The organism is Streptomyces sp. NPDC097640 (assembly GCF_040302705.1).
In the GTDB taxonomy this organism is placed as follows: Bacteria; Actinomycetota; Actinomycetes; order Streptomycetales; family Streptomycetaceae; genus Streptomyces.
This window is the reverse complement of sequence record NZ_JBEOSB010000010.1, coordinates 130943-153803: the sequence shown is the minus strand read 5'-3', so window position 1 is coordinate 153803 and position 22861 is coordinate 130943. Positions and strand designations below refer to the sequence as shown.

The 22861-nt window shown below is 66.8% G+C and carries 17 protein-coding genes; 13 read left to right on the top strand and 4 right to left on the bottom strand.

Annotation, left to right across the window (positions count from 1 at the left end):
• Positions 1–135 precede the first annotated feature (135 nt).
• Complete coding sequence (locus tag ABTY62_RS17950; RefSeq protein ID WP_352130380.1) at positions 136–2496, top strand: WD40 repeat domain-containing protein; 2361 nt, start codon at positions 136–138, stop codon at positions 2494–2496.
• A 113-nt stretch (positions 2497–2609) separates the two neighbouring features.
• On the top strand, positions 2610–3596 hold the full coding sequence (locus ABTY62_RS17945) for an esterase/lipase family protein (protein WP_352130379.1): 987 nt from the start codon (positions 2610–2612) through the stop codon (positions 3594–3596).
• A 92-nt stretch (positions 3597–3688) separates the two neighbouring features.
• Here ABTY62_RS17945 and ABTY62_RS17940 read toward each other — a convergent pair whose 3' ends face one another.
• On the bottom strand, positions 3689–5053 hold the full coding sequence (locus ABTY62_RS17940; protein WP_352130378.1) for a M64 family metallopeptidase: 1365 nt from the start codon (positions 5051–5053) through the stop codon (positions 3689–3691).
• Between the two features lie 539 nt (positions 5054–5592).
• Between ABTY62_RS17940 and ABTY62_RS17935 the strand changes: the two genes are divergently transcribed.
• The 11 genes from ABTY62_RS17935 (at position 5593) to ABTY62_RS17885 (ending at position 18961) form a co-directional block, all read left to right on the top strand.
• Complete coding sequence (locus ABTY62_RS17935) at positions 5593–6999, top strand: helix-turn-helix domain-containing protein (protein ID WP_352130377.1); 1407 nt, start codon at positions 5593–5595, stop codon at positions 6997–6999.
• Positions 7000–7300: 301 nt separating this feature from the next.
• The gene (locus ABTY62_RS17930) at positions 7301–7987 is read left to right on the top strand and encodes a response regulator (RefSeq protein ID WP_352130376.1); all 687 of its coding nucleotides are present in this window, start codon (positions 7301–7303) and stop codon (positions 7985–7987) included.
• Positions 7984–9195 (top strand): sensor histidine kinase, encoded by a 1212-nt coding sequence (locus tag ABTY62_RS17925; RefSeq protein WP_352130375.1) that lies wholly within the window; start codon positions 7984–7986, stop codon positions 9193–9195. The genes ABTY62_RS17930 and ABTY62_RS17925 overlap by 4 nt, the downstream gene beginning before the upstream one ends.
• A gap of 363 nt (positions 9196–9558) precedes the next feature.
• On the top strand, positions 9559–11460 hold the full coding sequence (locus tag ABTY62_RS17920) for a type IV secretory system conjugative DNA transfer family protein (protein WP_352130374.1): 1902 nt from the start codon (positions 9559–9561) through the stop codon (positions 11458–11460).
• A 603-nt stretch (positions 11461–12063) separates the two neighbouring features.
• A complete protein-coding gene (locus tag ABTY62_RS17915; RefSeq protein ID WP_352130373.1) occupies positions 12064–13011 on the top strand; it encodes a phosphotransferase family protein in 948 nt (315 codons plus the stop codon).
• 60 nt (positions 13012–13071) lie between these two features.
• On the top strand, positions 13072–14151 hold the full coding sequence (locus tag ABTY62_RS17910; RefSeq protein ID WP_352130372.1) for a hypothetical protein: 1080 nt from the start codon (positions 13072–13074) through the stop codon (positions 14149–14151).
• Positions 14148–15422 carry a glycosyltransferase gene (locus tag ABTY62_RS17905; RefSeq protein ID WP_352130371.1) on the top strand — a complete coding sequence of 425 codons (1275 nt, stop codon included), beginning with the start codon at positions 14148–14150 and terminating at the stop codon, positions 15420–15422. The genes ABTY62_RS17910 and ABTY62_RS17905 overlap by 4 nt, the downstream gene beginning before the upstream one ends.
• Positions 15419–16294 carry a cupin-like domain-containing protein gene (locus ABTY62_RS17900; RefSeq protein ID WP_352130370.1) on the top strand — a complete coding sequence of 292 codons (876 nt, stop codon included), beginning with the start codon at positions 15419–15421 and terminating at the stop codon, positions 16292–16294. Before ABTY62_RS17905 ends, ABTY62_RS17900 begins: the two co-directional genes overlap by 4 nt.
• Complete coding sequence (locus ABTY62_RS17895; RefSeq protein WP_352130369.1) at positions 16291–17544, top strand: 8-amino-7-oxononanoate synthase family protein; 1254 nt, start codon at positions 16291–16293, stop codon at positions 17542–17544. Before ABTY62_RS17900 ends, ABTY62_RS17895 begins: the two co-directional genes overlap by 4 nt.
• Positions 17541–18455 carry an HpcH/HpaI aldolase/citrate lyase family protein gene (locus tag ABTY62_RS17890; RefSeq protein ID WP_352130368.1) on the top strand — a complete coding sequence of 305 codons (915 nt, stop codon included), beginning with the start codon at positions 17541–17543 and terminating at the stop codon, positions 18453–18455. Before ABTY62_RS17895 ends, ABTY62_RS17890 begins: the two co-directional genes overlap by 4 nt.
• A complete protein-coding gene (locus tag ABTY62_RS17885; RefSeq protein WP_352130367.1) occupies positions 18452–18961 on the top strand; it encodes a MaoC family dehydratase in 510 nt (169 codons plus the stop codon). The genes ABTY62_RS17890 and ABTY62_RS17885 overlap by 4 nt, the downstream gene beginning before the upstream one ends.
• A gap of 32 nt (positions 18962–18993) precedes the next feature.
• On the opposite strand, the gene ABTY62_RS17880 is transcribed toward ABTY62_RS17885, so the two are convergent.
• Genes ABTY62_RS17880 through argS form a run of 3 tightly spaced genes read right to left on the bottom strand, consistent with a single transcriptional unit; the run spans position 18994 to position 22797 of the window.
• Positions 18994–19974, bottom strand: a complete 981-nt coding sequence (locus ABTY62_RS17880; protein WP_352130366.1) for an ornithine cyclodeaminase family protein — start codon at positions 19972–19974, stop codon at positions 18994–18996.
• On the bottom strand, positions 19971–20732 hold the full coding sequence (locus ABTY62_RS17875) for an SDR family NAD(P)-dependent oxidoreductase (protein ID WP_352130365.1): 762 nt from the start codon (positions 20730–20732) through the stop codon (positions 19971–19973). The genes ABTY62_RS17880 and ABTY62_RS17875 overlap by 4 nt, the downstream gene beginning before the upstream one ends.
• Positions 20733–20751: 19 nt before the next feature.
• Positions 20752–22797: an arginine--tRNA ligase domain-containing protein gene (argS, locus tag ABTY62_RS17870; RefSeq protein WP_352130364.1), complete on the bottom strand. Its 2046-nt coding sequence runs from the start codon at positions 22795–22797 to the stop codon at positions 20752–20754.
• Positions 22798–22861 lie beyond the last annotated feature (64 nt).

Sequence of the window (22861 nt, the reverse complement as noted above, 5' to 3'; positions counted from 1 at the left end):
GGGGCTCCGCCCCAGACCCCGGGGGTCCAGGGGCGAAGCCCCCCCACGCGGCGGCTTGGCAGGGCCGGGAAGGCGCAGCTGTCGGACCCCTCTGTGACCATGGACCCGCCCAAGTCCCCTGCTGTGGAAGGTCCGATGTCCACCGATCTGTACGGCATCCGCGTCCTCGACGTCGCGCCCGAGGCGTCGCGCGTGCGGTTCCGCGTCTTCGTCGTCTACTACGACACCCAAAGCCGGACCCATGCGCCGCTGCCCGACGATCCGAGCTTCTTCTTCTCGCTGCTGTGGGAGGCGACGAACCGCCTGCCGCTCACCTCGTTTCACCCGCTGCGGATGGTCGGCGTCGACGAGGTCCTGGACTCCGAGTGGGTCGCCGACCACACCCACCGGTACGTCCGGCGGGTCGAGCGGATCGCCACCCGCAACCACCCCGTTGCCGAGGCGGATTGGCAGCGCCTCCACGACTTCTACTACGAGCGTGACGGCCGCTGGAAGGACGAGGACCTGCTCGCCCAGGCCGACTACGACGTCGAGGTCACCGACGCCCGCTGGCTGGGGTCGCTGAGCGTTGGCCATGGCTGGGCGAGCACCTTCTACGCGATCACTGCCGACCAGGTGCTGGAGGAGGACGCCCCCACGGTGCTGGACCTGCGCCGTCCCGCGGTGGCGCTCGACCCGTTCCCGGGCGCGGACGGCGACGAGGGCACCCCCAGCGACCTGGCCTTCTCCGACGACGGGCGGTATCTCGCGGTCACCAGCGAGGCCTGCGAGCTGGTGGTGTTCCGCACCGATGACTGGAGCGAGCACGTCCGCGTCCCCGACAGCCCCCTGTGGGGCCAGGACATCCAGTGGGTGCCCGGCACCCATCGGCTCACCAAGCGCGTCCGATGGGGCGGAGGGGCGGACGACGCCTCCGCCGCGACCCGCGCCTACGACGTCGACAGCGGCGCCGAGGTGGACGTCCCCCCGCAGCCCCGCGAAGACCGCTCGCGCACCGGCCGCTACCGGGCCGACACCGGGTTCGGCCGCTATCGCGCCGATGGCGGCTACGGCGGGTTCACCGGTTACGGCGCCTGGGTCGACGTGCTGTGCGCTTCCGGCGCATCGCCCCGCCGGCTGCACCTTCCGAGGGGGAAGGCACGGGCCGGAAGCGTCTCCTTCACCGGCGACGAGACCCGGATGTTCGTCGGCCAGGGGAGCGATGTGCACATCCTGGACCCGGGGAGCGGAAGCGTCCTCCGCACCCTCGCCGGAATCCGGTCCGACGCCGTCGTCCGGCCGGACGGGGCCTACCTCGTCGCCGGCGGCGGGAAGGGCCCGTCCGCCGACGAGTTCGAAGGGGACGAGCGGATCGACCTGTGGCGGGTGTCCGACGGCGCGCTGCTCATGCGCTGCCGGACCGGCGGCGACAGCCTCCCCGCCATGGCCTGGTCACCGGACGGCAGCATGCTCGCGGTCTCGGTGATCACCGGATCCCAGGGGTACGGAGGCGAGTTCCGGATCTACCGCGCCGGCGCGCCCGTCGAGCCCCCGGAGGAGCCGCGGCTGACGCTCGAAGAGCTGCGCAAGCTCGCCGAGGACGCCCGGGACAAGGACGCCCTCTTCCTGTACGACCGGCTGATCGAGCGCGAAGAGGACCCCGCGGCCGTCGGCAGGGCGTACCGGAAGAAGGCCGATCTGCTGCGGGAGCGGGGACGCGACCTGCGCGGCGCCGCCGAGGCGTACCGGCGGGCGATCGAGACCGGCGGGGCGACCAACGCCATGCGCGCCGCCTACAACCTCGCCTCCGTCCTGGTCACCCTGAACGACTTCGACGGCGCCGTGGAGGCCGCCCGGTCGGCCCACCGCATCGCCGCCGCGCGCGATCTCGACCAGAAGAAGAACCGGACGACCCTGGCCGAGATGGTGTTGCACCTCGGCGACACGCTGCGCACGCGCGGCGGCGACGGCGACAACGAGGAAGCCCGCGCCGCCTACCTCCAGGCCCTCGACCTCGGCGTCAAAAAGACCGCCTGGGCGACCCTCGGCCTCGGCTGGACCGCTCTCAACCTGGGGGAAGAGGAAACCGCCGAGACCCATCTGCTGCGCGCGGTGGAGCTGGCCGGAAGCGAGCTCACCACGAGGGGCTACGCCGCCATGCTGCTCGGCCATATCGCCAAGGGGCGCCGCGATCTGCCCGCCGCGCTGAAGTGGTACCAGAAGGCACTGAAGGCCGACTCCCTCCACCGGCCGCGGGCCACCGGGCAGCTCGGCGAGCTGCACTACTGGCTGGGCAAGCGAGACGGCGCCCGCACCTGGTACGAGCGGATGCTGAAGGCGGCGCGCGAGCCCGAGCTGATCGCGGAGGGCGCCTTCAGGCTCGGCGAGATGGCCGTCGAGGACGGCGACCGCGAGCGCGCGATCGAGTTCCTGGAACGGGGCGCCGCGACCGGAAGCGGGACGTTCGCCGAGCGGGCCCGGGAGCTGCTGAGCGGGCTGACGGCGGACAGCCCGTGACCGGTGAGGGTGTTACGGAGGGATGAGGGGGTGTTAAGGAGGGATATTGACGCCCTTGTGGGGTCTGCGAACGATAGGGGGCTCCTTGCGCTCTCTCTCGTGTGGAGGTCAGTGTGCGATTGACGCGATTAACGACCTGGGGCGGCGGCCTCGCGGCGGCCCTGCTGACGCTGGCCCTGTTCCCCGTGTCCGCACAGGCGGACACCGATCCCGGTCCGCCCCTGGAAACCCCGGTGGCCGAACTCGCCAAAGCCCTGCACTGCCAGGCCGGGCAGGCAGACGACGGCAAACCGACCGTGCTGTTCATTCCCGGCACCGGTTCCAAGGGCGAGGAGGCCTTCGCCTGGAACTACATGGCCGAGCTGAAGAAGAGCGGCTATCCCACCTGTTGGGTGGACTACCCCAGCCGCGGCCTCAACGACATGCAGGAGACCGTCGAGTACGTGGTGTACGCGGCGCGCGCGGTCCACGAGCGCACCGGCCGCAAGGTCGATCTGGTCGGCCACAGCCAAGGCGGCCTCCAGGCGGCCTGGGCGCTGCGCTTCTGGCCGGACCTCGCGGCCAAGGTCGATGATGTGGTGACGCTCGGCGCCCCGTTCCAGGGCACCAGCATCGCCAGTGCCTGCCGCGTCGTTTCCCAGATCACGGGCTGCCCGGCCGCGTCCCTCCAGTTCGCCCGCGACTCGAACTGGACGAAGGCGCTCACCGCGAACGGCACCCCCATGCCCGCGGGCCCCTCGTACACCGCGGTCCACTCCCTGGCCGACGAGTCCGTGGCGATCGACGGGCAGCCCTCGGTCCTGCCGGGCGCCCGGAACATCGGTGTCCAGGACATCTGCCCCGGGCGGCAGTGGCCCAGCCATATGGCCCTGCTCGTCGACCTCGTGTCCTACAAGCTCGCCGCCGACGCGATCGGGCACCCCGGCCCCGCCGACCCCGGCAGGATCGACCGCGCGGACTGCGCCACCCTGGTCATGCCCCTCAACACCGAGGAAGCCCTGCAAACCCTGCCGAGCCTGCTGGGCCTGCCGCTGGACCTCCTGCTCCACGGCCGGCCGTGGGTCCGTGAGGAGCCGCCGCTGCGGCCCTACGCACGCTGAGCAGAGGCGCGGAAACCACAGAAACCCGGAAAAGAAGCCGCCCCGCGGCGGGGGTCCACGGGGCGGCAGCTCGGGGGGTGGCGGCGGTGCGGCTAGGCGGTGACCTTCCAGGTGCGGGAGTCGGTCAGCAGCTTGCGCAGAGCGGGGTCCTTGACCGCCGTGGTGTTGTCCGTGGCCGTGGCGGTGACCGTGTGCGAGCGGCCGTCGGCGGCGATGCCGAGGGAGGCCGGGGTGACCGACTTCTTGCCGCGCGCGGCGGTGACCTCGGTGCCGTCCACAGACCACTTCACGGTCGCGGAGGCCGGGAGGGTGATCTTGATGGCCGCGTCGCGCTTGAGGGCGGTGTCCGTGCCCGTCGTGCTGCCGAGTGCGCTGGCGTACCGGTAGAAGCCCGCGATCATCGCCTCGCGGCCCGGGAGGTTGAACTCACGGCCGAGGGTGCGCATGATCGAGTTGTCGGTGGGCCGGTTGATGCCCTTAGGGTAGTAGCGCCCGCCCTCGTACGCGCCGACCGTGCCGCCGTCGGGCGAGGTCTGGCCGATCCAGCGGTACCACTTCTTCTTCTGCGCGGTCAGCTGGGCGGCGCTCAGCTTGGAGGCGTTGGACTCGCCGGGCTCGGCGCCGGTGTAGGTGCCGTACTCGTCGTAGAAGTACTCGTCGGCCAGCTTGCCGAGGGAGTGCCCGGTCTCGTGCACCGCGACCTGGTCGGAGTCGGGGTGGTCGGAGGAGGCGGTGGCGATGCCGTCGTAGCCGATCTGGGAGGTGAGGGTGTAGCCCGCACCGCCGTACTTGGTGGAGTTGGAGAGCACGACCACGAGGTCGGCGTCGGGGGCCTTGGCGGCGTACGACTCGACCTTGTCGGTGTCGACGCACAGCAGCCGCTCGATGTCGTCGCACCAGAAGTACGACTTGAGCGCGGTGTCCTTGACGACGTCCTTGCCGGGGTCCCCGGAGACGCCGGACTGGTTGGAGACCGCGTCCACCGACCAGACGTTGAACAGTTCCTTGTACGAGGCGTACGGCTCGACCGCGGCCATCTGCGCCCACTTGGACCGCACATCGGCGTGGAAGTCGTCCTGCTGGGCGGCGGTGTAGCCGTCCCCGATGACGACGACGTCGAGCTTGTCGGCGACCGGGCCGGTCTGGATGACCGCGTTGACGTCGCCGTCGGCGGCGGCCTCGGGGGCGGACAGCGGCCGGTCCGCGCGGGCGAGACGCTCCGGGGTGGCGGCCGGTACCTCGGTGTGGCGGGGATGGCCGCCGGGACGGGTGAAGTACTCCACCTCGTGGGTGCGCTCGGCGCCCTGGGCCGCGGCGGCGCGGCTGGGCGGCGGAGGCGGTTCCGGGGCGGCCGACGCCGTGGCCGACGCGGTCGCGGCCAGGGTCGCCGTCAGGACGAGGCCCCCGGCGACGGCCGCAGTGCGTATCGAGAAACGTCTGGGCAGACGTCTGCGCACGGTGGTGTACCCCCCGAACTCGGCTTTATAAGCAGCCAGTTAAGCCCGATTAAGTCGCCGCTCAACCTAGGGGCTCGAACCGCGATCCGGCAATGGGAATTAGGGAAGTCGCTAGTTGTCGTCAGCAGTTGTCAGTAGTCACCGGAGTCTCACGAAGTGCCGGTGGCAATGGATCCGGTCGCGTCTCGAGCCCTGTCCCACCAGGTGGATCGCGGTCCGCCTCGGCGGTTTGCGGCCTGCGGTGGATCATACCGGCGCGGGCGCCCCGGCCGGACTCGAGGTAGGCCGGCGGGTGACGGGCGTCGGCGCCGCCGCCCCGGCCGCGCTCCCCGCCCGAATCGTGATCCGCTCGCCCCCGGGAGCCGTATGGTCGAGCCGTACGTCGAAGTGGTGATCGGCGAGCGGGAGTCCCGGCTGAGTGGCGGGTCACCGCCTCCGAACCGGCCGACCCCCCGATCCATCACCTTCGACATGTTTCAATCCTGGCGTAAATGGACTTAACTCGGCGATTAAGCAGCCGCTGAGGAGAAGAGGGCAGGGTGGGCGGGAGAAACGCCGGGGACGTACGCGCGACGGACGGGGCCGCGGAGATCGGGCGCCGGGTGCTCCGGCTGCGTACCGAACGGGGGTTCACCCAGCGGCAGCTGGCCGAGCCCGCTTACACCGCCGCGTATGTCTCCACGCTGGAGTCCGGCAAGGTGCGCCCCTCCGAGGCCGCGCTGCGCCACCTCGCCGAACGCCTCGGCGTCAGCTACGAGGAGCTGACCACCGGCCGCGACCCGCACGACGCGATCCGGCTGCGGGCCGGGCTCACCGACGCCCGCAGGGCGCTGGCCACCGGCGACGCGAAGGACGCGGTCGGGGACTTCCACCAGCTGATGGTCGAGGCGGAGCGGCTCGGTTTCCAGGACGAGCGGGCCTCGGCCATGGTCGGGCTCGGCGACTGCGCGCTGGAGACCGGCGAACTGGCCTCGGCGCGCGCCCAGTACGAGGCAGCGGAGCAGCTGCTGGCCGAGGAGCCGCTGCCCCGGCGGATCCCGGCGATCCGCGGGCGCGCCGTGGCCCATTTCCTCTCCGGCGAACTGCGCTACTCCTGCTACCTCCTGGAGAGCGCCATCGACGAGCTCAACGCCTCGGGCCTGCACGACCCGAACGCCCTGCTGCTGCTCTACACCGCGGCCATACCCCCGTACATGGACATGGGGGCGCATGCCCGCGCCGCGCGCGCCGCCGAGCTGGCGCTCGCGCTGGCGCCCAGCGTGGACGACCCGGGGCTGCTCGCCCGGATGCACCGCGGTGTGGCCCGTACGCTCATCGCCGAGGGCCGCACCGCCGAGGCCGACGCCTCGCTGGCCAGGGCGCAGGAGCTGTACGAGCAGCTGCGCATCCACACCGATCTCGCCCACTGCCACTGGATGCGCGGCTATGTCCACGCGCAGGACGGCAATCTGGAGCGGGCGGAGCGCGAACTGTCCATCGCGCGGGACATGCTGGCGTCCAAGCGGGCCACGCTGTACACGGTGCAGGTGGAGGTGGAGCTGGCGGATGTGCTGCGGCGGCGCGGGCGGGCGGCGGAGGCGGAGGCGTTGCTCGTGCCGCTGCTCAGGCGCGGCGGTGGTGAGGTTGCGGGTGATGGTGAGGTGCCTGGGCTGACCGCCGAGCACGGCGTGGTGCACGCGGGCGGGGCGCACCGGCTGCTCGGCCTGATCGCGGAGGAGCGCGGCGACGCGGCGGCGGCGGAGGAGCACTACCGCGCGGCCCTGTCCCTGCTGGAGCGGACGGGTGCGGCCGGTGATCTGGCCGATCTGTGCCGGCTGTTGGGCGATCTGCTGCGGCGCGGCGGCCGCGCCGAGGCGGCGATGGACGCGTACCGAATGGGGCTGGGCCACCGCGCCGCGCCCGGCACCACCACCCTGGGGCCCGCCCCGGCGGAGCCCCCGGTGTGACGCGCTTCGGCCGCGCCCCCGCCCCTCCCCCTGTCTCGCGACCCGCCGCCTCATGGGCCCGCCGGCGCCAGGCCGTCGCGTGTGGGGGCCGCGGCGGCCTGGCGGCCGCGGGGTGATGCGGCGTGGGACCACTGTGCACGGCGGCGGGCGGCCGGGGAATCCGCCCCTGGTCTTCCGGTCACCCCCGCCGACCGGCGGGGGTGCTCCCCCCAACGGGCGGAGGTAGCCACTCCACTTTGTACCGCGCATGCGGCAGGCTGTCCGGGTAATGAGCATGACAGCCAACGGGAGGGAGGGGCCGGTGATCCGTGTGGCTGTGGTGGACGACGAGGCGCTCGTACGGTCCGGGCTGCGGCTGATCCTGGGCACGGCCCCGGACATCGAGGTCGTCGCGGAGTGCTCCGGCGCCAAGGCCGTGGAGGCGGTGCGCGACAGCGCGGCCGATGTGGTCCTCCTGGACATCCGGATGCCCGACGTGGACGGGCTGACCGTGCTCGGACGGCTGCTGGAGGCGGACCGCGCCCCCGCCGTCGCCATGCTGACCACCTTCGACGCGCAGGAGTACGTCACGGCCGCGCTGCGGGCGGGCGCGGCGGGCTTTCTCCTCAAGGACACCGACCCGGAGCAGCTGGTACGGGCCGTACGGACGCTCGCGGAGGGCGGCAGCCTCCTGGACCCGGGCGTCACCCGCGCCGTGATCGGCGGCTATCTGGCCGCCGAGGCGGAGGCCACGGCCGCAGCGGCCGTGGAGGCGCTCACCCCGCGCGAGCGGGAGGTGCTGGCGCTGATCGGGCAAGGGCTGGCCAATCCGCAGATCGCGGAGCGGATAGGGCTGGCGCCCAGCACCGTCAAGGACCATGTGGGGGCGCTGCTGGCGAAGTTGGGCGGGCTCAACCGGGTGCAGGCGGCGATCGTTGCCGACAGGGCGGGGCTGCTGGCGGGCGGTCCGCCGGCACGGGGCACAGCGGTGCCCGGAGGGCCGCGATGACCGCCCGGGTACCGCCCTGTGCCTCGCTGCTCGTCCCCATGGCCCTCGCGGTGGCCGACGCGCTGCTGGTCAACGGCGTGACGCCGGGACTTGAGCTGGACGTGTCGCTGGTCGCCGCGGCCGCGCTGCTGCTGCGCCGGCGGCTGCCGCTGACCGTGTTCCTGGCCACGCTGCCGGGGATCCTCATCGGCTACATCTGGTTCGCGCCCATGATCGCGCTGTACACCGTGGCCGCGCGCCGCCCCGACCGCCGGCTGCTCGCGGTCTCCGCGCTGCTGCTGGCCGCCGCGCACTTCGTGCCGTGGCCGGTCTCGGACTTCGAGCCGACCGCGTACCGGGAGAACACCCTGAACCTGATCGACGCGTCCGTGACCTCCGTCGCGCCCATCGGCCTGGGCCTGCTGGTGCGCACCCGCGGCGAACTGGCCGCGCGCATCGAGGACCTGACGCGCAGCCGCCGCCACGCCGACGAACTGCTGGCGCACAAGGTGCTCAGCACCGAACGGGCCCGCCTCGCCCGGGAGATGCACGACGTGGTCGCGCACCAGGTCAGCCTCATCAGCCTGCAAGCCGGGGCGGTGCAGATCAGCGCGGCGGACGCCCAGGCGCGAGAGAGCGCCAGGACGATCCGCGAGCTGTCGGTGCGCACCCTGGACGAGCTGCGCCACATGGTGGGCGTACTGCGCGCGGCGGGCGGGGACCTGGAAGAGCTCACCCCGCAGCCGTGCCTGGCCGATCTGCCGCGGCTGATCGAGCTGAGCGCGCTGGACGTGGACTACGAGGCCGACTACGGGGAGGGGGTGCTGGAGGGCCTGGGGCAGTCGGAGGCGGTCGAGCGGGCGGTGTTCCGCATCGTGCAGGAGGCGCTGACCAACGTGCGCAAGCACGCGCCGGGGGCACGGGTGCGGGTCCGGGTCAGCGAGGCGGGCGTCGGCAGTGCTGCCGGCGGTGGCGTCGGCACGGAAGGCGACGGGACGGACGCGCGGGAGCTGCGGGTGGAGGTGCGCAACGGGGCACCCGACGCGACGGCCACCGCGCCCGGCCTGCCGGGCGGCGGCCACGGCCTGATCGGCCTGCGCGAGCGCGCCCAACTCCTCGGCGGCACACTGGAGGCGAACCCCTTGCCCGACGGCGGCTTCGCCGTACGCGCCCGGCTGCCAGGAGTCCGGCCCGCGCCCCCTCCTGGCATCAGTACCGCATCTGAATGACCGGTGGAGTCAGCGGTTCCGAAGAGCCGAGATAACGACTTCCGCAGGCGTATCGCTCAGGACGACAGCGCCGACCGACTCCTCGACCTCGCGCGCCTGAAGGACGCCGGACCCGCCGGACCCGAGCTTGCCGCGGTCCTCCCCGCCCGCAGTGTCCTCCTCGTAGGGTAAACCTCGACCTTCCCCCGCAATCACGGACCCGACGCAACGAGGGGTACCTCAGCTCGCGATGTCGTCCATGGCGTCGATGCCAAGTGCGCCCAGAATCCAGCACGTTAACGGGAGTCACGCCACTAGACTCGCGGTGAATGGGTCCTCGGTGGCGAACGGGACATCTCACCAGAACAGAGAGGTACCGATGGCGTGTCCAAGAGCATGAAGAGCAAGTCCGCTGCTGGCGGGTCCCATCACGAGTGGTCGATGGATGAAGTGATCGGCGCGCTCGTGGCCTGCGTACTGGCCACGATCTGGGGTCTCGGCGCATTGGCCTGGGTATCGGGCGGCCTCGTCGCGCTGGCCAGCCATGGCTCCTGGCCCGACCAGCCGTTTTCCGCATCGTTTTCGCTGCCCGTCCGGCTGGCCACGCACTGGGACGAACGCACGCTCGCGTGGCCGGCCGAGGACAGGTCCCTGCTGGGACCTGACTGGTTCTTCTGGTCGAGCTTCTTCGTCTTGGTCGCCGCGGCAGGGATCACGGTGAAGATGGCGATCTCCTGGATTTTGCGCTCGCTGGCCCAGAACCGTCGTACACGACACATCAAAGCCCGAAAGAAACAACGAGACGAATCGGCCATCTGGGCCGATCCGGCAGACGTCGAACCCCTGATGGTTCCCGACAGGAACACCCTCTCCGGGAGAGTTTACCTGGGCGAGATGGTGGGCAATCCGGCGGTCAGGATGGCCACTTCGCGTTACACCTCGGTCGCGGTGATCGCGCCCACGGGTTCGTCGAAGACGGTGAAGTATGTCGTGCCAACCATATTGAGCTGGCCCGATTCCATATTCGTCACATCCACGAAGAATGACGTCGCGGATCTGACGCTGAACTTCCGGGGCGAGACCCTTGGTCGACCAGTCTATATTTTCGACCCCACAGGAATATGGCCAGAACATCAGCGCAAGTATCTGTGCGCCTGGTCACCGCTCATGGCGGTTCATGATCTCGCTGACGCCGACAAGGTTGCGCAATGGCTCGCCGAGGGGGCGATGGAAGGTGCCAGCCTGGATGGGGATGCGCGTTACTATAACAGCCTGACCCAGATAGCCTTGGGGCCGATGCTGTGGATCGCCCGAAAGAACAACATGTCGATGCAGGACGTGGCGGACTGGTGCAGCTATCAGAATTTCGATGATATTGAGAAACTTTTCGACGAATTTGAAAGCGCCATCGTGGACCCCGCGGAGAAAGAAGATCTCGCGATGGCCCGGCGCGGATTGGCAGCGACCCGGGGGCGTCATTCGAAAGAGCGTGGGTATGTCTTCGCCAATGCGGACGTCATACTCAAGCCGTACGTGTCTGCGCAAATGGCGCCGACGACGACCATCAGATTCGATAAGGCCGGGAAGCCGTACAGTCCTTTCGGGCGCCAGGTTCTGGACATCGAACACGTACTGGACACAGGCGGCACTATCTATGCCGTCAGTGATGAGGAAGAACAAGAATTGCTGCGCCCTGTATTCCAGTCGGTGGCGCAGACTTATCTCCGGGCGGCCCGGAAGCGGCAGCAGCGGCAAGGCGCCGGCCCTCTACTGAACCCCCCATTGCTCTTGCTTGAAGAAGCCGCCAACGTTGCGCCGTTGCCGACTCTCGACAAGATGGCTGCGACTTATCGTGGATTCGGCATCGTCATCATGTCGATCTGGCAGGACGAGGCGCAGGTAGGCACGCTTTACGGCACGCGGGCCGCCACAGTTCTAGGAAATCACACAACTCGGCTATATCTGCCCGGATCCTCGGACGACAGGACACTTGACCGGCTTTCCCGACTGATCGGCGATCAGTCCGTTTCGGAACATAGGATCGGATACTCGCACCAAGGTGGGGATCGACGGATAACGGTCAACGAAGGTATCGAGGACATACGGCTGGCACCGATCGATTACTTGCGCACCTTGCCGAAGGACGTCGCGGTCGTCTTGTCCGGAAATCTTCCGCCGATCAAGGTCGCTGCGACGCCGTGGTTCAAGGACCCGGAGATGCGCGCACGCATCGGCCCGGAAATGTGCGAGAAGTATGACCGCGCTTTCGGTGAGCCGCGCAAGTGAGGTTCCCCTCGTGGTGTGGAATCCGTGATTGCAGGGGAAGTTGAGGTCATGGGGTCCAAGCTGTCGTATGAACTCGTGGTGCACCCGGGCACACTGCGCACCTGGGCGTCGCGGTGGCGGCGCAACGGCTCGGCGTCCTCCGACCGGCCCGCGCCGACCGCGCCCGGGAGCCGGCTCAGGGAGCCCGAGCGGGCCCAACCGGAGTGGCTGCGGCGGGAGATGAGCGCGAAGAACGAGCGCATCCGCGAGCTGGGGATGGAGCGTGATGTCTTAAAACGCTGCATGCCTTGTGGGTGAAGCAGCTGGGGCGGACCCGGCCCGGCTGGTCGGGTGATCGGCGACCTCAAGACCAGAACTGCGCGTGCCGGACACCGTGGCCTGCCGCGCCCCGCGCGTGAGCGAGTCCTGGTTCGACAAGTGGCGCACTCGACCCGTCACCGCCCGTCGGGTGTGGAAGGTGCTCCTGCGCGCGGGGCTGGTCGTTTGCGAGGACTGCCGCGGGCGGAAATGCCGGAGTCGGCCAACGTCGTGGGCGGCCGACCAGGCATACGGTCTGTATCAGCACGCGCCTAATCGGTCATATCCTTGGGACGGTGTAGCGCAATGCACGCAAGCAACCGCACGACGGCAACGGCGCCCACGGTCGTGAACACGGACACACCGATTCATGGTGGCTACACCGAGCCCCAGATGCAGGAGCTGTTCGAGCAAGCATGTGCCGTACTTGGACTAGATGCCACGGATCCCGTCTATATGCGCGGCCACACGAGCGCCGTGCTGCGGCTCGCGAACGAGCCTGTTGTTTTGAAGATCGCCCGTATGGGCACAGACCCAAGCGAGGTTCAGCGAACCGTAAACCTTGTACGTTGGCTCATGGACCTGCGATTTCCCACAGTCGCCCTCTATCGCCCTGACATTCAGCCCCTGATTCTCGACGGTCACCCGATCACCCTATGGACCTACCTGCCACAGCCTGAGCACTCAGTGTCAGCCGAGGCAATGGCCAAGCCCCTGAGGGCCCTTCACAGCCTCAGCCGACCACCGGTCACTCTGGATGGCATCGACATGTGCGCAGGCATCCGAGACTCCCTCGAACGGACCACCATCCTTCCAGAGGACACCATTCGCTTCCTGCACGAGTGCGTTGATCGCCTCGAAGGTGCTCTCGCAGACGTCAGCTACGAGTTCGCTCACGGTGTTCTCCAAGGAGACCCTCAGCATGCCAACGCTCTGCACAGCGGGGAGGGCGCCGTCCTCTGCGACTGGGACAATGCTGCCGTGGGCCAGCCAGAATGGGACCTCACGACAGTCGAGATTCAATGTCGGCGATTCGGCTACGGAGCCCAGCACTACCAACGGTTCGCCGACGCGTATGGATGGGACGTTACCCGGCTGCCTGGCCACTCTGTGCTCCGTGACCTGCGGGAGCTCCGGATGATCACGACCTTTGCCAGGAAGGCTCGCCATCAACCCGAGAAGATAGCGGAGGCCCAGAGCCGAATTTATGGGTTCCGCATGGGTGACATCAGCCATCGATGGAACACTCCTTAGCAGGGGTCACACTTACCGGACGCACGCCACGTTTAAATTCGGCCTTACACAAGGGGGAATATGTCTGCTGAGCCGAATAGCCGATTCGAGATCGCAGAACTTGAACGAGCCCGAGCGGATGACGAGCGTGAGCGCGCCGTTCACGAGCTAACACAGATACTTTCCACCAGCGCATTGGAACGCATACTCCGGGACTTCGGCGATCACGAAACTATTCTGACCGGCCTGCCGCCGCTCCGTGCGGCGCTGAGATTCCAAGACGCGGCGTTGGAACACACGAGGTCACGGCAACTCACGGCCGAGCGCATACGCGAGTTGGCTGCAACCGCTTCTCCCCACCCGACGCAGCACGCACCGGCAGCGCCCGAGCCTCTGTTCGACCGAGCCATCTTCATTTTTGGATTGCGCCGCGGCGCGAACCACGCGATCTCCGAATGGCTGCGTGGCCACTTCGTCGACTCGGAAGTCCGGTATCTGAACAGCGCCGAGTTGTCCCTGTTCGAGACAGATGGCAATCACCTGACTGTTGACCGCGACAAATATACTCGCATGGCCATCGGCCCCCATGAGCGGACTCTCATAGTCGGTTACGAAAACCTCGATCCGGCAATTTTTCCCCTGCATCACAACGCACACGTCGCACACCGTTGCGACGTCGTCGTGGTGCTTCGGGACTTCCCGAACACGGCAGCCTCCATCGCTCGGCAGGCAGAGTCCGACCCCGCTTTTGCCTATCGCTACCGCATCCGTGATCTCTTGGACCTATGGAAACGCTACGCCGGGTACCTCGAGACCGGCGCGTTCGGCTACACCTACATCGCTTTCAACTCATGGTTCAGTGACGCTACCGAGCGGCAAAGAATCTCCCACGCTCTTGGGCTGCCACCCACTGACCGCGGCCTCAACAGGGTGAGCGCGTACGGCCAAGGAAGCTCGTTCGATGGCCTGCATCACGACGGCAGTGCACAGGACATGGCGGTCCTCAACCGGTGGGAGACGATGCTCGAAGACCGTCTTTTCCAGTTCCTGCTGCTCGCCGACGAGGAAACCCTGGAGGTCAATGACAGGGTGTTCGGAGGATTCCCATACGACCGAGTCGGCCTGCTGGCCCGCTGGCGGGCCGGAGGCTCAGTTCGGTGAAGGTACTCCATGTCATCAAGGAACTGACCAACGGCGGCGCCAGTATGGGGCTGCTGCGCATGTGCGTCGGTAGCCCCCCGGACGTGAATCCGACGATTGCCTCACTGGTGCCGCCCCGACCGGAACACAGATCGACTTTTGAAAGAGAGGGGATTGAGGTCGTCGCCGGCGTGGAGGCTGCGCGCAGCGCTACGGCAGATGCAGACATCTTGCAGGTGGAATGGTGGAACAATCCCTACGTTAACGACTTCCTGGTCAACACCGACCTCCCTGCCAGCAGAATTCTCCTTCACTCCCGGGGCCATTTCGACGCACCTCAGATGTGCCCGAGCGAGAGGCTGCTCTCCCGCATCGACGGCTGCACCGTAACCGTTCCGAGTGCCGCAGGGAACCCGCACTTTGACAGGAACCGGCTCCTTGCCGGGCTCCCTCCCGCCCGCTGTGTCTTCTCCGAGGCCGGCCTCAGCAGGAGCACGCCGCCGGGCGGTGCTCCTCGGGCAGGCAAAGGCGACGGCAGCCGCATCACCGTCGGCTACCTCGGCACCGTTGAACCGATCAAGATGCATGCCGCGATGCTGGAGATCGCTGCGCGGGTCATTCACGTGGCACCCGAAGTCGACTTCGAGTTCGCCGGCGAAGGTTCGCTGGATGCTTACCGTGCGGAAGCGGACAGGCTCGGCCTGGGCCAGCGGGTGCGCTTCCTGGGCTTTCAGTCTGATCCCGCTGCGTTTTTGAACCGCCTGGACATCTTCTGCTACCCGCTCAACCCGTATACCTACGCAACCAGTGAGAAAGCCCTCCAAGAGGCAATGCTGACCGGATTGCCTTGCGTGGCCTTTCCCGTAGGTGGTGTGCGCGACCTGCTCACGCCTGACAGCGCCCTACTCGTCCAAACGCCACAGCAGTGTGTCGACGCCTGCCTGAAACTGGTGCGCTCGCGTGACTTGCGCCGGGTCTACGGTGAGCGGGCGAGGCTCCGGATCGACAGCCTCACCGAGCGTCGAGAGTGGCGTGCTGAGCTTACCCGCGCACGCACCGAGGTGATGTCTCGGCCCCTGCGGCCCCGGCTCGGGCTCCGAGTCCGCCCAGAGGACCTCTTCGACTTCTGCACCGACCGACGCGCCTGTCCCACAGAGGGCCTGAGCCCGGAACAACGCGCGGATCTTGCCCGCGTTGCCGCCTTCGTCGATGACGACTACGCGAAATGGCTGGACTCGAGGGCTGAAAGTTCCCACAGCACTTCGAATAGTACAGAGAGGATCACATCGTGACCGAAACCGCCACCGCGTTCCACGGAATCGAAAGCCTTCCAGTCCCCCGCCTCAGCCTGGAAGAATTCACGGCCTGGGGACGGCAAGCCATCATCAGGGCCGATGTCCCCATGGTTGTCGACCTGCTGCCCGAAGTAGATCCCGGCGTGCGCAGGGACGCGATGCTTGAGAAGCTCGGCGACTCCAACGTCGCGCTGTTCACAAAGAAACGCAGCCCGGGAAACGATCAGCGCGCCGTGGTCACGAAGATCCGCCTCCGGGATTTCTTCGACCAGGAAATGTACAACACGCACACTGACGGGTCGTACCGCATCGTATCGAACATCAAAAATCGGCCCGATGCCATCGACCATATCCTCGGCTTCGATGCGCTCCAAATGTTCGACTATCAAGCCCCTCTGAACTCGGCAAACATCTGGGTCAGTTACAACGGCCTCCTTGGCCGCAACCACTTCGACGAGTTCGAGAACTTCAACATCCAACTCGAAGGCCGCAAGCGATTCATCATGCTGCCGCCCGGGTACAAGAACTACTACATCCGGTCAGTGCTGCAAGGTTACGGGCACCACTCGAAGGCGCGCAGAGTCGACAACCTCGACCCTCGGCGCTTTCCCCGGCTCGTGGCCATGCTCGCACAGCGCCGCGACATCGTGCTGGAGCCGGGACAGATGCTGTACCTGCCTCTGGGCTGGTGGCACCAAGTGGACGGGCTCGACCGTGTGAACATCAACATAAACGTCTGGCTGCGCGACCAGAAGATATTTCGGCGCCCCTACGTGTTGGGGGATGCGCTCTACAAGGCCGCGTTCCGGAGGCTGAACGGCTTCTACGACTACCAGGCGGAGAAATCCCACGCGGGGAGCGAGAAGTGATCGATCAGAAATCGATCCAGCCATCCAACCGATTCCGTAACAATGACAAATCGGTTGGCATCGGAAATGCCTTCTGGGACATGTCGGAACGCAACGGTCTGGCCGGCATCGTCGCCGAACTCAGCGACGGTGTCCTCCGCACGGCTGCCGGCCACGAGTTCGTCAACTTCAGCTGCTGCTCCTACTTGGACCTTGACTCCCACCCACAGGTGATCGAGGGCGCTGTCGCCGCATTGCGCAAGTACGGCGTACTCGACCACTGCATCCCCCGCAGCCGTGTACAAATACCGGCCCTGCTGGAGCTGGAGAATTCACTTGGCGAGCTTTTCTCAGCCGATGTCGTGTCGGCTATCTCAGCCAGCGCTGCGAGTGCCGGCCTGCTCCCGCTGATCGCCTCCGGCCACGTCGGGAACGGCACACGCCCTTTGATGATCTTCGACAAGAACTGCCATGTTTCGATGGCGCAGGCCAAGCCGGTATGCGCCGACGAAACAGAGGTCGTCACCTGTCGGCATCACGACCTGGACTTCATCGAGGACCGGTGCAAGGAGTACTCCCGAGTCTGGTACATCTGTGACGGCAGCGACAGCTTGGGAGGATACGCGCCGGTCAAGGAACTCGCCGCCCTCCAGGAGCAATACGGCCTACAGGTATTCTATGACGACTCCCACTCGGTCTCGGCGTATGGGCCGCGCGGCGTGGGATACGTCCGGTCGAACAGCCCGGGACTCGATGACCGGACCATCGTGGTGACCACTCTGAATAAGGCGTTCGGGACGAGTGGCGCGGCCGTTCTGCTCAACGGGCACCCGAAGGAAACGCTGCGGGTCATAGAACGTTTCGCTGGTGCGCTCAGCTATTCACAGCCACTCAACACTGCCGCGGTCGGCGCCGGACTGGCGTCTGCTGAGATTCACCGAACCTCTGAACTCATCGCGCTCCAGGGGCGGCTGCGGGAGAACATCGCCGTGTTCGACTCCCTCGTCGGAACCGAGCAGTCCGGTTCCACCTTCCCGATCAGACTGGTTCCGGTGGACGACGAGGTGGTAATCGACGCAGGTCGCCGAGTGTTCGAGGCCGGTTTCTACGTCTCGCCAGTGTTTTTCCCCATCGTCGCCCGCGGAACCGCGGGACTGCGAGTCATGATGCGGGCCGGTCAGACCGAGGAACAGATCCGTGACCTGTGCGCGGTACTTGTAGGGGTGGGGGCCGAGGCAGTGCCCCCGACGCACGCGAGGTTGGGCGGATGACCACTACGGCGCGCGCCATTCCGCGCAGCATTCTCTACACCCCCGCGCTGTCCCCGGACAGAGTGCTGGCGGCACAGTCGTACGACGCCGACGTTCATCTGATCGATCTGGAAGACTCAGTGCCCGCCTCGGCCAAGCGAAAGGCACGAGAGATCTGTCGGGAGATGCTCGACAGGTTGCCAGACGTTACGAACGTTGCCGTCCGCATCAACCCCCTCGGTTCAATCGAGTCCGTTCAAGACATCGCGATGCTCACCGCAGGTCCTGCCAAGGCCGGGTTCGTCTTCATGACCATGGTTCGATACCCAGCCGAGCCTGCCCTGCTGCGGGAGACGCTTGCCTCGGTTGGATGGCATCCCCAAATCTTCGTGACCATCGAGACGATTGAGGCAGTCGACGAGGTCGATGGGATCGCTGCCGCGAGCGACGGGCTGATTCTCGGCTCAGCGGACTTGGCGGCCACGTTGGGCATTGACATCAACTGGGCCGGGCTGCTGGCCGCACGGCAAGCCATGGCACTCGCTTGTGCCCGCCACGGAACGGCCTGCATCGATACCGGAAATTTCCAGCTTACGGACGCTTCGGTTCTGCACCAGGAGATCGAGCAGGTTCGTTCCCTCGGCTTCCACGGCAAAGGCACCGTCCATCCGAAGGAACTCAAGGCCATCAACCGAGGTTTCCGGCCGGGTGACGTCGAAATGAAGGAAGCCCGACGGGTGATGGACGCGGTGAGCGCGGCAGGTGACGGCGTCACCCTGGTCGACGGTCGCATGGTTGGTCCGCCATTCGTACGCAAAGCCCGCGAGGCGCTGGCCCGAGATGAGGCATGGGCGGCGCGGTTCGGGCAGGACCGTCTACCGGCCCCTGACCAACCCTCCAGCCACACGCACCATATGGAGGAGCCCGCATGACTCTGCGGCGTGTCGGCGAGAACGAGTACGTCGAGGAACACGGCGGCGACTATGAGGATTTCGAGCCGGGCATGGCCATAAAGCACTGGCCGGGCCGGACAATCTCCGAGGCCGACAACACGTGGCTCACGCTCCTTCTCATGAACCAGCATCCGCTGCACTTCGACGAGAACTACGCGGCGGGTACGGAGCACAAACGAGTCCTGGTGAACAGCTCGATCACTCTGGCCCTGGTTGGTGGGATGACCGTCCAGGCGCTATCGGCTCGCGCAGTAGCCAACCTGGGCTGGGATCGCGTGCGCTTGGCCGAGCCCGTGTTCGTCGGTGACACGCTCTACGCGACCAGCCGAATTCTGCATAAGCGGTGGTCCAAGTCCCGCCCCGGCCAGGGCATCGTGACGGTGGAGACCACCGGCACCAAGTCGACCGGGGAGACGGTCATCGTGTTCGAGAGATCGTTCCTGGCCTGGTCGCGGGAGGCTCGGCCAAGCGGGACCCACAGCTGACGGCCCGGCCCCGTAACGGCAGCACGGGCCGGTTACGGGGCCTCGCAGAGAGCGTTGTACACGGCTGCCGCAGCAGCTGTGTCCTCGATGGCCAGGCCCACGCTGCGGAAAAGCGTGGTCTGGCCAGTGCTCGGTGCCGCCTCGCCATCATGCAGCGCGCCAAGATCGTGGAGGTGAGAGGCGTCGATGAGGGCGTTGTCGAGCGCCGCCCGGACCTCTCCCGCCTCTTCCAGAGCATCGGCCTGCTGTTCAACCACTACAAACGCTGCCTGCAACACCTCCGGCGCAACCTCGACCGCGTCCTCGTGAGTGCCGCCGATGACGTTGAGATGTGCCCCGGCCGCCACCCAGTCGGCCTCGATCAGTGGTGTCCTGCTGCCGGTGGAGGTGGCCGTGCAGATGATTTCCGCATCGCGCACGGCGGTGCGAGCGTCATCGCACACAACCACAGCTGCACGTGGGCTCAAGCGAGCGCGAATCCACTCGCCGAGCGCCTCGGCCCTCTCCCTGGTCCGGGAATAGAGCCGAACGGAACGGATCGGGCGCACCGCGATCATGGTGCGCAGCAGTGCGCGGGCCTGTACACCTGCTCCGATGACAGCCAGATCACCCGCATCGGATGGCGCGCACAGCTGCGTCGCCAGACCAGCGACTGCTCCCGTACGGACGGCAGTGAGTGCGGCGCCGTCCAGGAGCGCCGCTACACGGCCTGTCTCCAGGTCGACCAGGACAACGATCCCGTGGATCAGAGGCAGTCCACGGCTCGGGTTGTCCGGAGTGAGGGTGGTGATCTTCAGCCCTGCGACCCCCCGCTGCTCCCAAACTGCCGGACTGACCAACAGCTGATTGGGCGGCTCATGGCCGGTCTGCAGCAGCGTACGCGGGGCAGTCTGCGCCTGCCGGACACGAAGGGCGTGAAAGGCATGCCCCAACGCGTCGATGACGGGTGGGATCAGTTCGTCGCGTTCCAGCTCCGGCCCGTCAATGATGCGTGGTGCCCATCCAGCACTCACAACACGACCTCTCCACCGTCCACGGCCACGTTACCGCCTGTCATCCACGCCGACTCGGAGGATGCGAGGAACACGGCGGCGCCGGCGAGGTCCTCCGGCCGGCCAGGTCGCCCCAACGGGATGTCCTTGCCCCGCTCCTGCCAGAGATCTGGGTCTTCGCGCCACTGTGCGGCGTTGGACTTGGTGGCGGTCAGCCCCGGTGAGATGGTGTTGACGCGGATGCCGAACGGAGCCAGCTCGTAGGCCGCTCCGCGCGTAAGCATCGACAAGCCGGCCTTGCTGCACTGGTAGTGGGCCATGGCGCTGACGGCGCTGGTGGCACTGAGCGAGCTGATGTTGATGATGCTGCCCGGAGTGCCGGCGCTACGCAGCCGCGCGGCGAACGCTTGGGTAGCGAAGAAAGGGAACTGCAGGTTGACCGCCATGACGCGTTCATATTCTTCTGCCGTCAGGTCCAGGAAGGCTGTCCGAGTAGCCGTGGCGGCGTTGTTCACCAGGATGTCGGCGAGCCCCAGGATCTTCGACGCCGCGTCCAGCAGGCGCGGGACGGCATCCGGATCGGCGGCGTCCAACAACATGTAGTCCGCCCGCACGCCATGCCCACGAAGCTCGGAGAGCGTGGACCGGGCCGCGGCTTCGTCACTCAACGCGGTGAAGAACACGTCACAGCCCTCACGGGCATAGGCCGTCGCTATGGCGCGGCCAATCCCGTTGGCACCACCGGTGACTATCGCCCGCTGTCCACTCAGTCTCCCCATCGGGTGGTTTCGTCTCCTATCAAATCTTGGGCGGGCATTCGACGTGGCAGAGGTCCAGGCCGTTTACCATCACCGTCTGCACGGACTTCGTGATGAGGAGCCGGAACTCGTTTGCCTGGTCGCGCTGCAGGACGGGCGCACTGGCGTAGTAGGAATTGTAGATGCCGGCGATGTCGAGCAGGTGTCGGAGTAGGACAGCCGGGTTGTCCTCGTCGGCGGCCTTGGCTACCTTCTCGGGGAATTCGAGGAGGCGGAGGATGAGCAACGACTCTTGGTCGTTGAGGTCGAAGGAGGTGATGTCAGCGGCCTGGGGCAGCGGCCGGTTGTACTTCCGCAGAATGGCCGAGGCCCGAGCAGCGGAGTAGACGGCGTAGGCGCCGCCCGACTTCTCGAAGTCAGAGATGACGGAATTCAGATCGTCCTTGGCGATGCTGACCGAGGCCTTCATGTCCTTCTTGAGGTCATTGAAGACCACCGAGCCGACCGCGAGCTGGTGGGCGGCCTCATCGATCTCTTCCTCGGTCATCCCGCCGCTCTCGGCGGTCTTCGCACGGAAGTACTCAACGGACCGAGCGAGCAGTTCGTTGACGCTGGAGACGCTGTCCCGGCTGGAGAGCTTCTTCCCGCTCGCAGCATCGACGTAGAAGCCGAAGTACGTGTGCTTGAGGTTCAGCTCGCCGGGCTCGGCCAGGCCGAGCGCCTCTGCGGCCTGGAAAAGTCGGGAGAAGTGAACGCGCTGCTCCTGCCCCACCACATAGTTGATGTCGGTCGGCTCGAAAATTTCGCGCCGCAGCTTGATCGCGCCCAAATCGCGGGTGGCGTAGATACTCCGGCCATCAGAACGGCGGGCAACCAGCCGCTCGCCTCCGGGCAGCGGCACCACGATCGCGCCGAGGTCCTTCTCCAACAGCGATGCGGACTTGGCCTTGACTTCGGGCGTGATCTCGCCGTCCTCGAGGGCGCGCTCGAGTTCGGTCACCTCTTCGTCCACCATCTCCTCGGTGAGCTGGTAGGCCCGGCCGCTCTGGATCGCTTCGTCCACCGCCACATTTCCGGCGTCAAGGTAGAAGCTTTCCCCGATGGTGAAGTCGATGTTGATGTCGAGCGCCTCGTAGAAGGACCGGAAGTCGGCCAGGCTCCACTTCACCATGCGCAGCCAGAGCTCGACCTCCTCAGGCTCACCCTCCTCCAGCAGGTGGAAGCGGGCATCGGATGCGGCAACGAACTCGTCGTAGGTTTTCCGCAGTGCGTGGGCTCCGGTCACCCCAGGGAAGTAGGTGGCGATAACCTCGCGATCGGATTCGGCGGCGTCGTCCAGGTCCACTCCGGCGGACACGGTCCGTTCAAGGCTGCGCCGGATAGCGTAGATCGCCAGGAGTCGGTTATTTTCGCCCATCCCCTCCGGGAAATGGGCCTCGAATCGGCGGTATCCCTCCAACATGAAGCCGAATCCGCCGAAGTCGTTGATGTGGTTGACTCGGTAGACCAGCGCGCCACAGGCTTCGTGGAGGTTGCCGAGCACGTGCCCGATCATCGTCGACCGCAAATGGCCGGCATGCAGCACCTTGGCCACGTTGGGTGACGAGTAGTCCACAATCTGTGTGCGTTCGGACCTCGTGTCGTTCTGGCCGAACCCATCGCCCAGGGTGATGATCGACGCAACGCTTGACAAGTACCAGTCGTCAGTCAGTCGTACGTTGACGTAGATGCCCTTCTGACTCACCTCAGCTACGGCATCACTCAGCCCGGAAGACTTCAGGGCATCGACGATCCACGGCACATGCGAGGCGATGTATTCCTTGGCCCCGCCCTCTTTGAGTAGACCAGTCAGCCGCACCGCCAAGTCGGCGCCGAATCGTGACCGGTCGAGGATGTCGACCTCCCACGGTCCCACGTCGCGACCAGAGCGTTCGCTCAGTGCCCGCTCGATCCGCGCTTTGATATTGGCCAGAGGATAGTCCCCGGCAGCCGGAGGCACCGAGGCCCGTCGACGTTCCTTGACGGCATCGCGAAGTGCTTCCACTTCCTGGCGACGGACTTCGTTCTGCTTGGCCAACTCGTTCATGGAATCGATTCACGCACCATAGGAATAGTCGTTTTTAGGGCGAGAGGTCCTTTTCCGTCCGCTC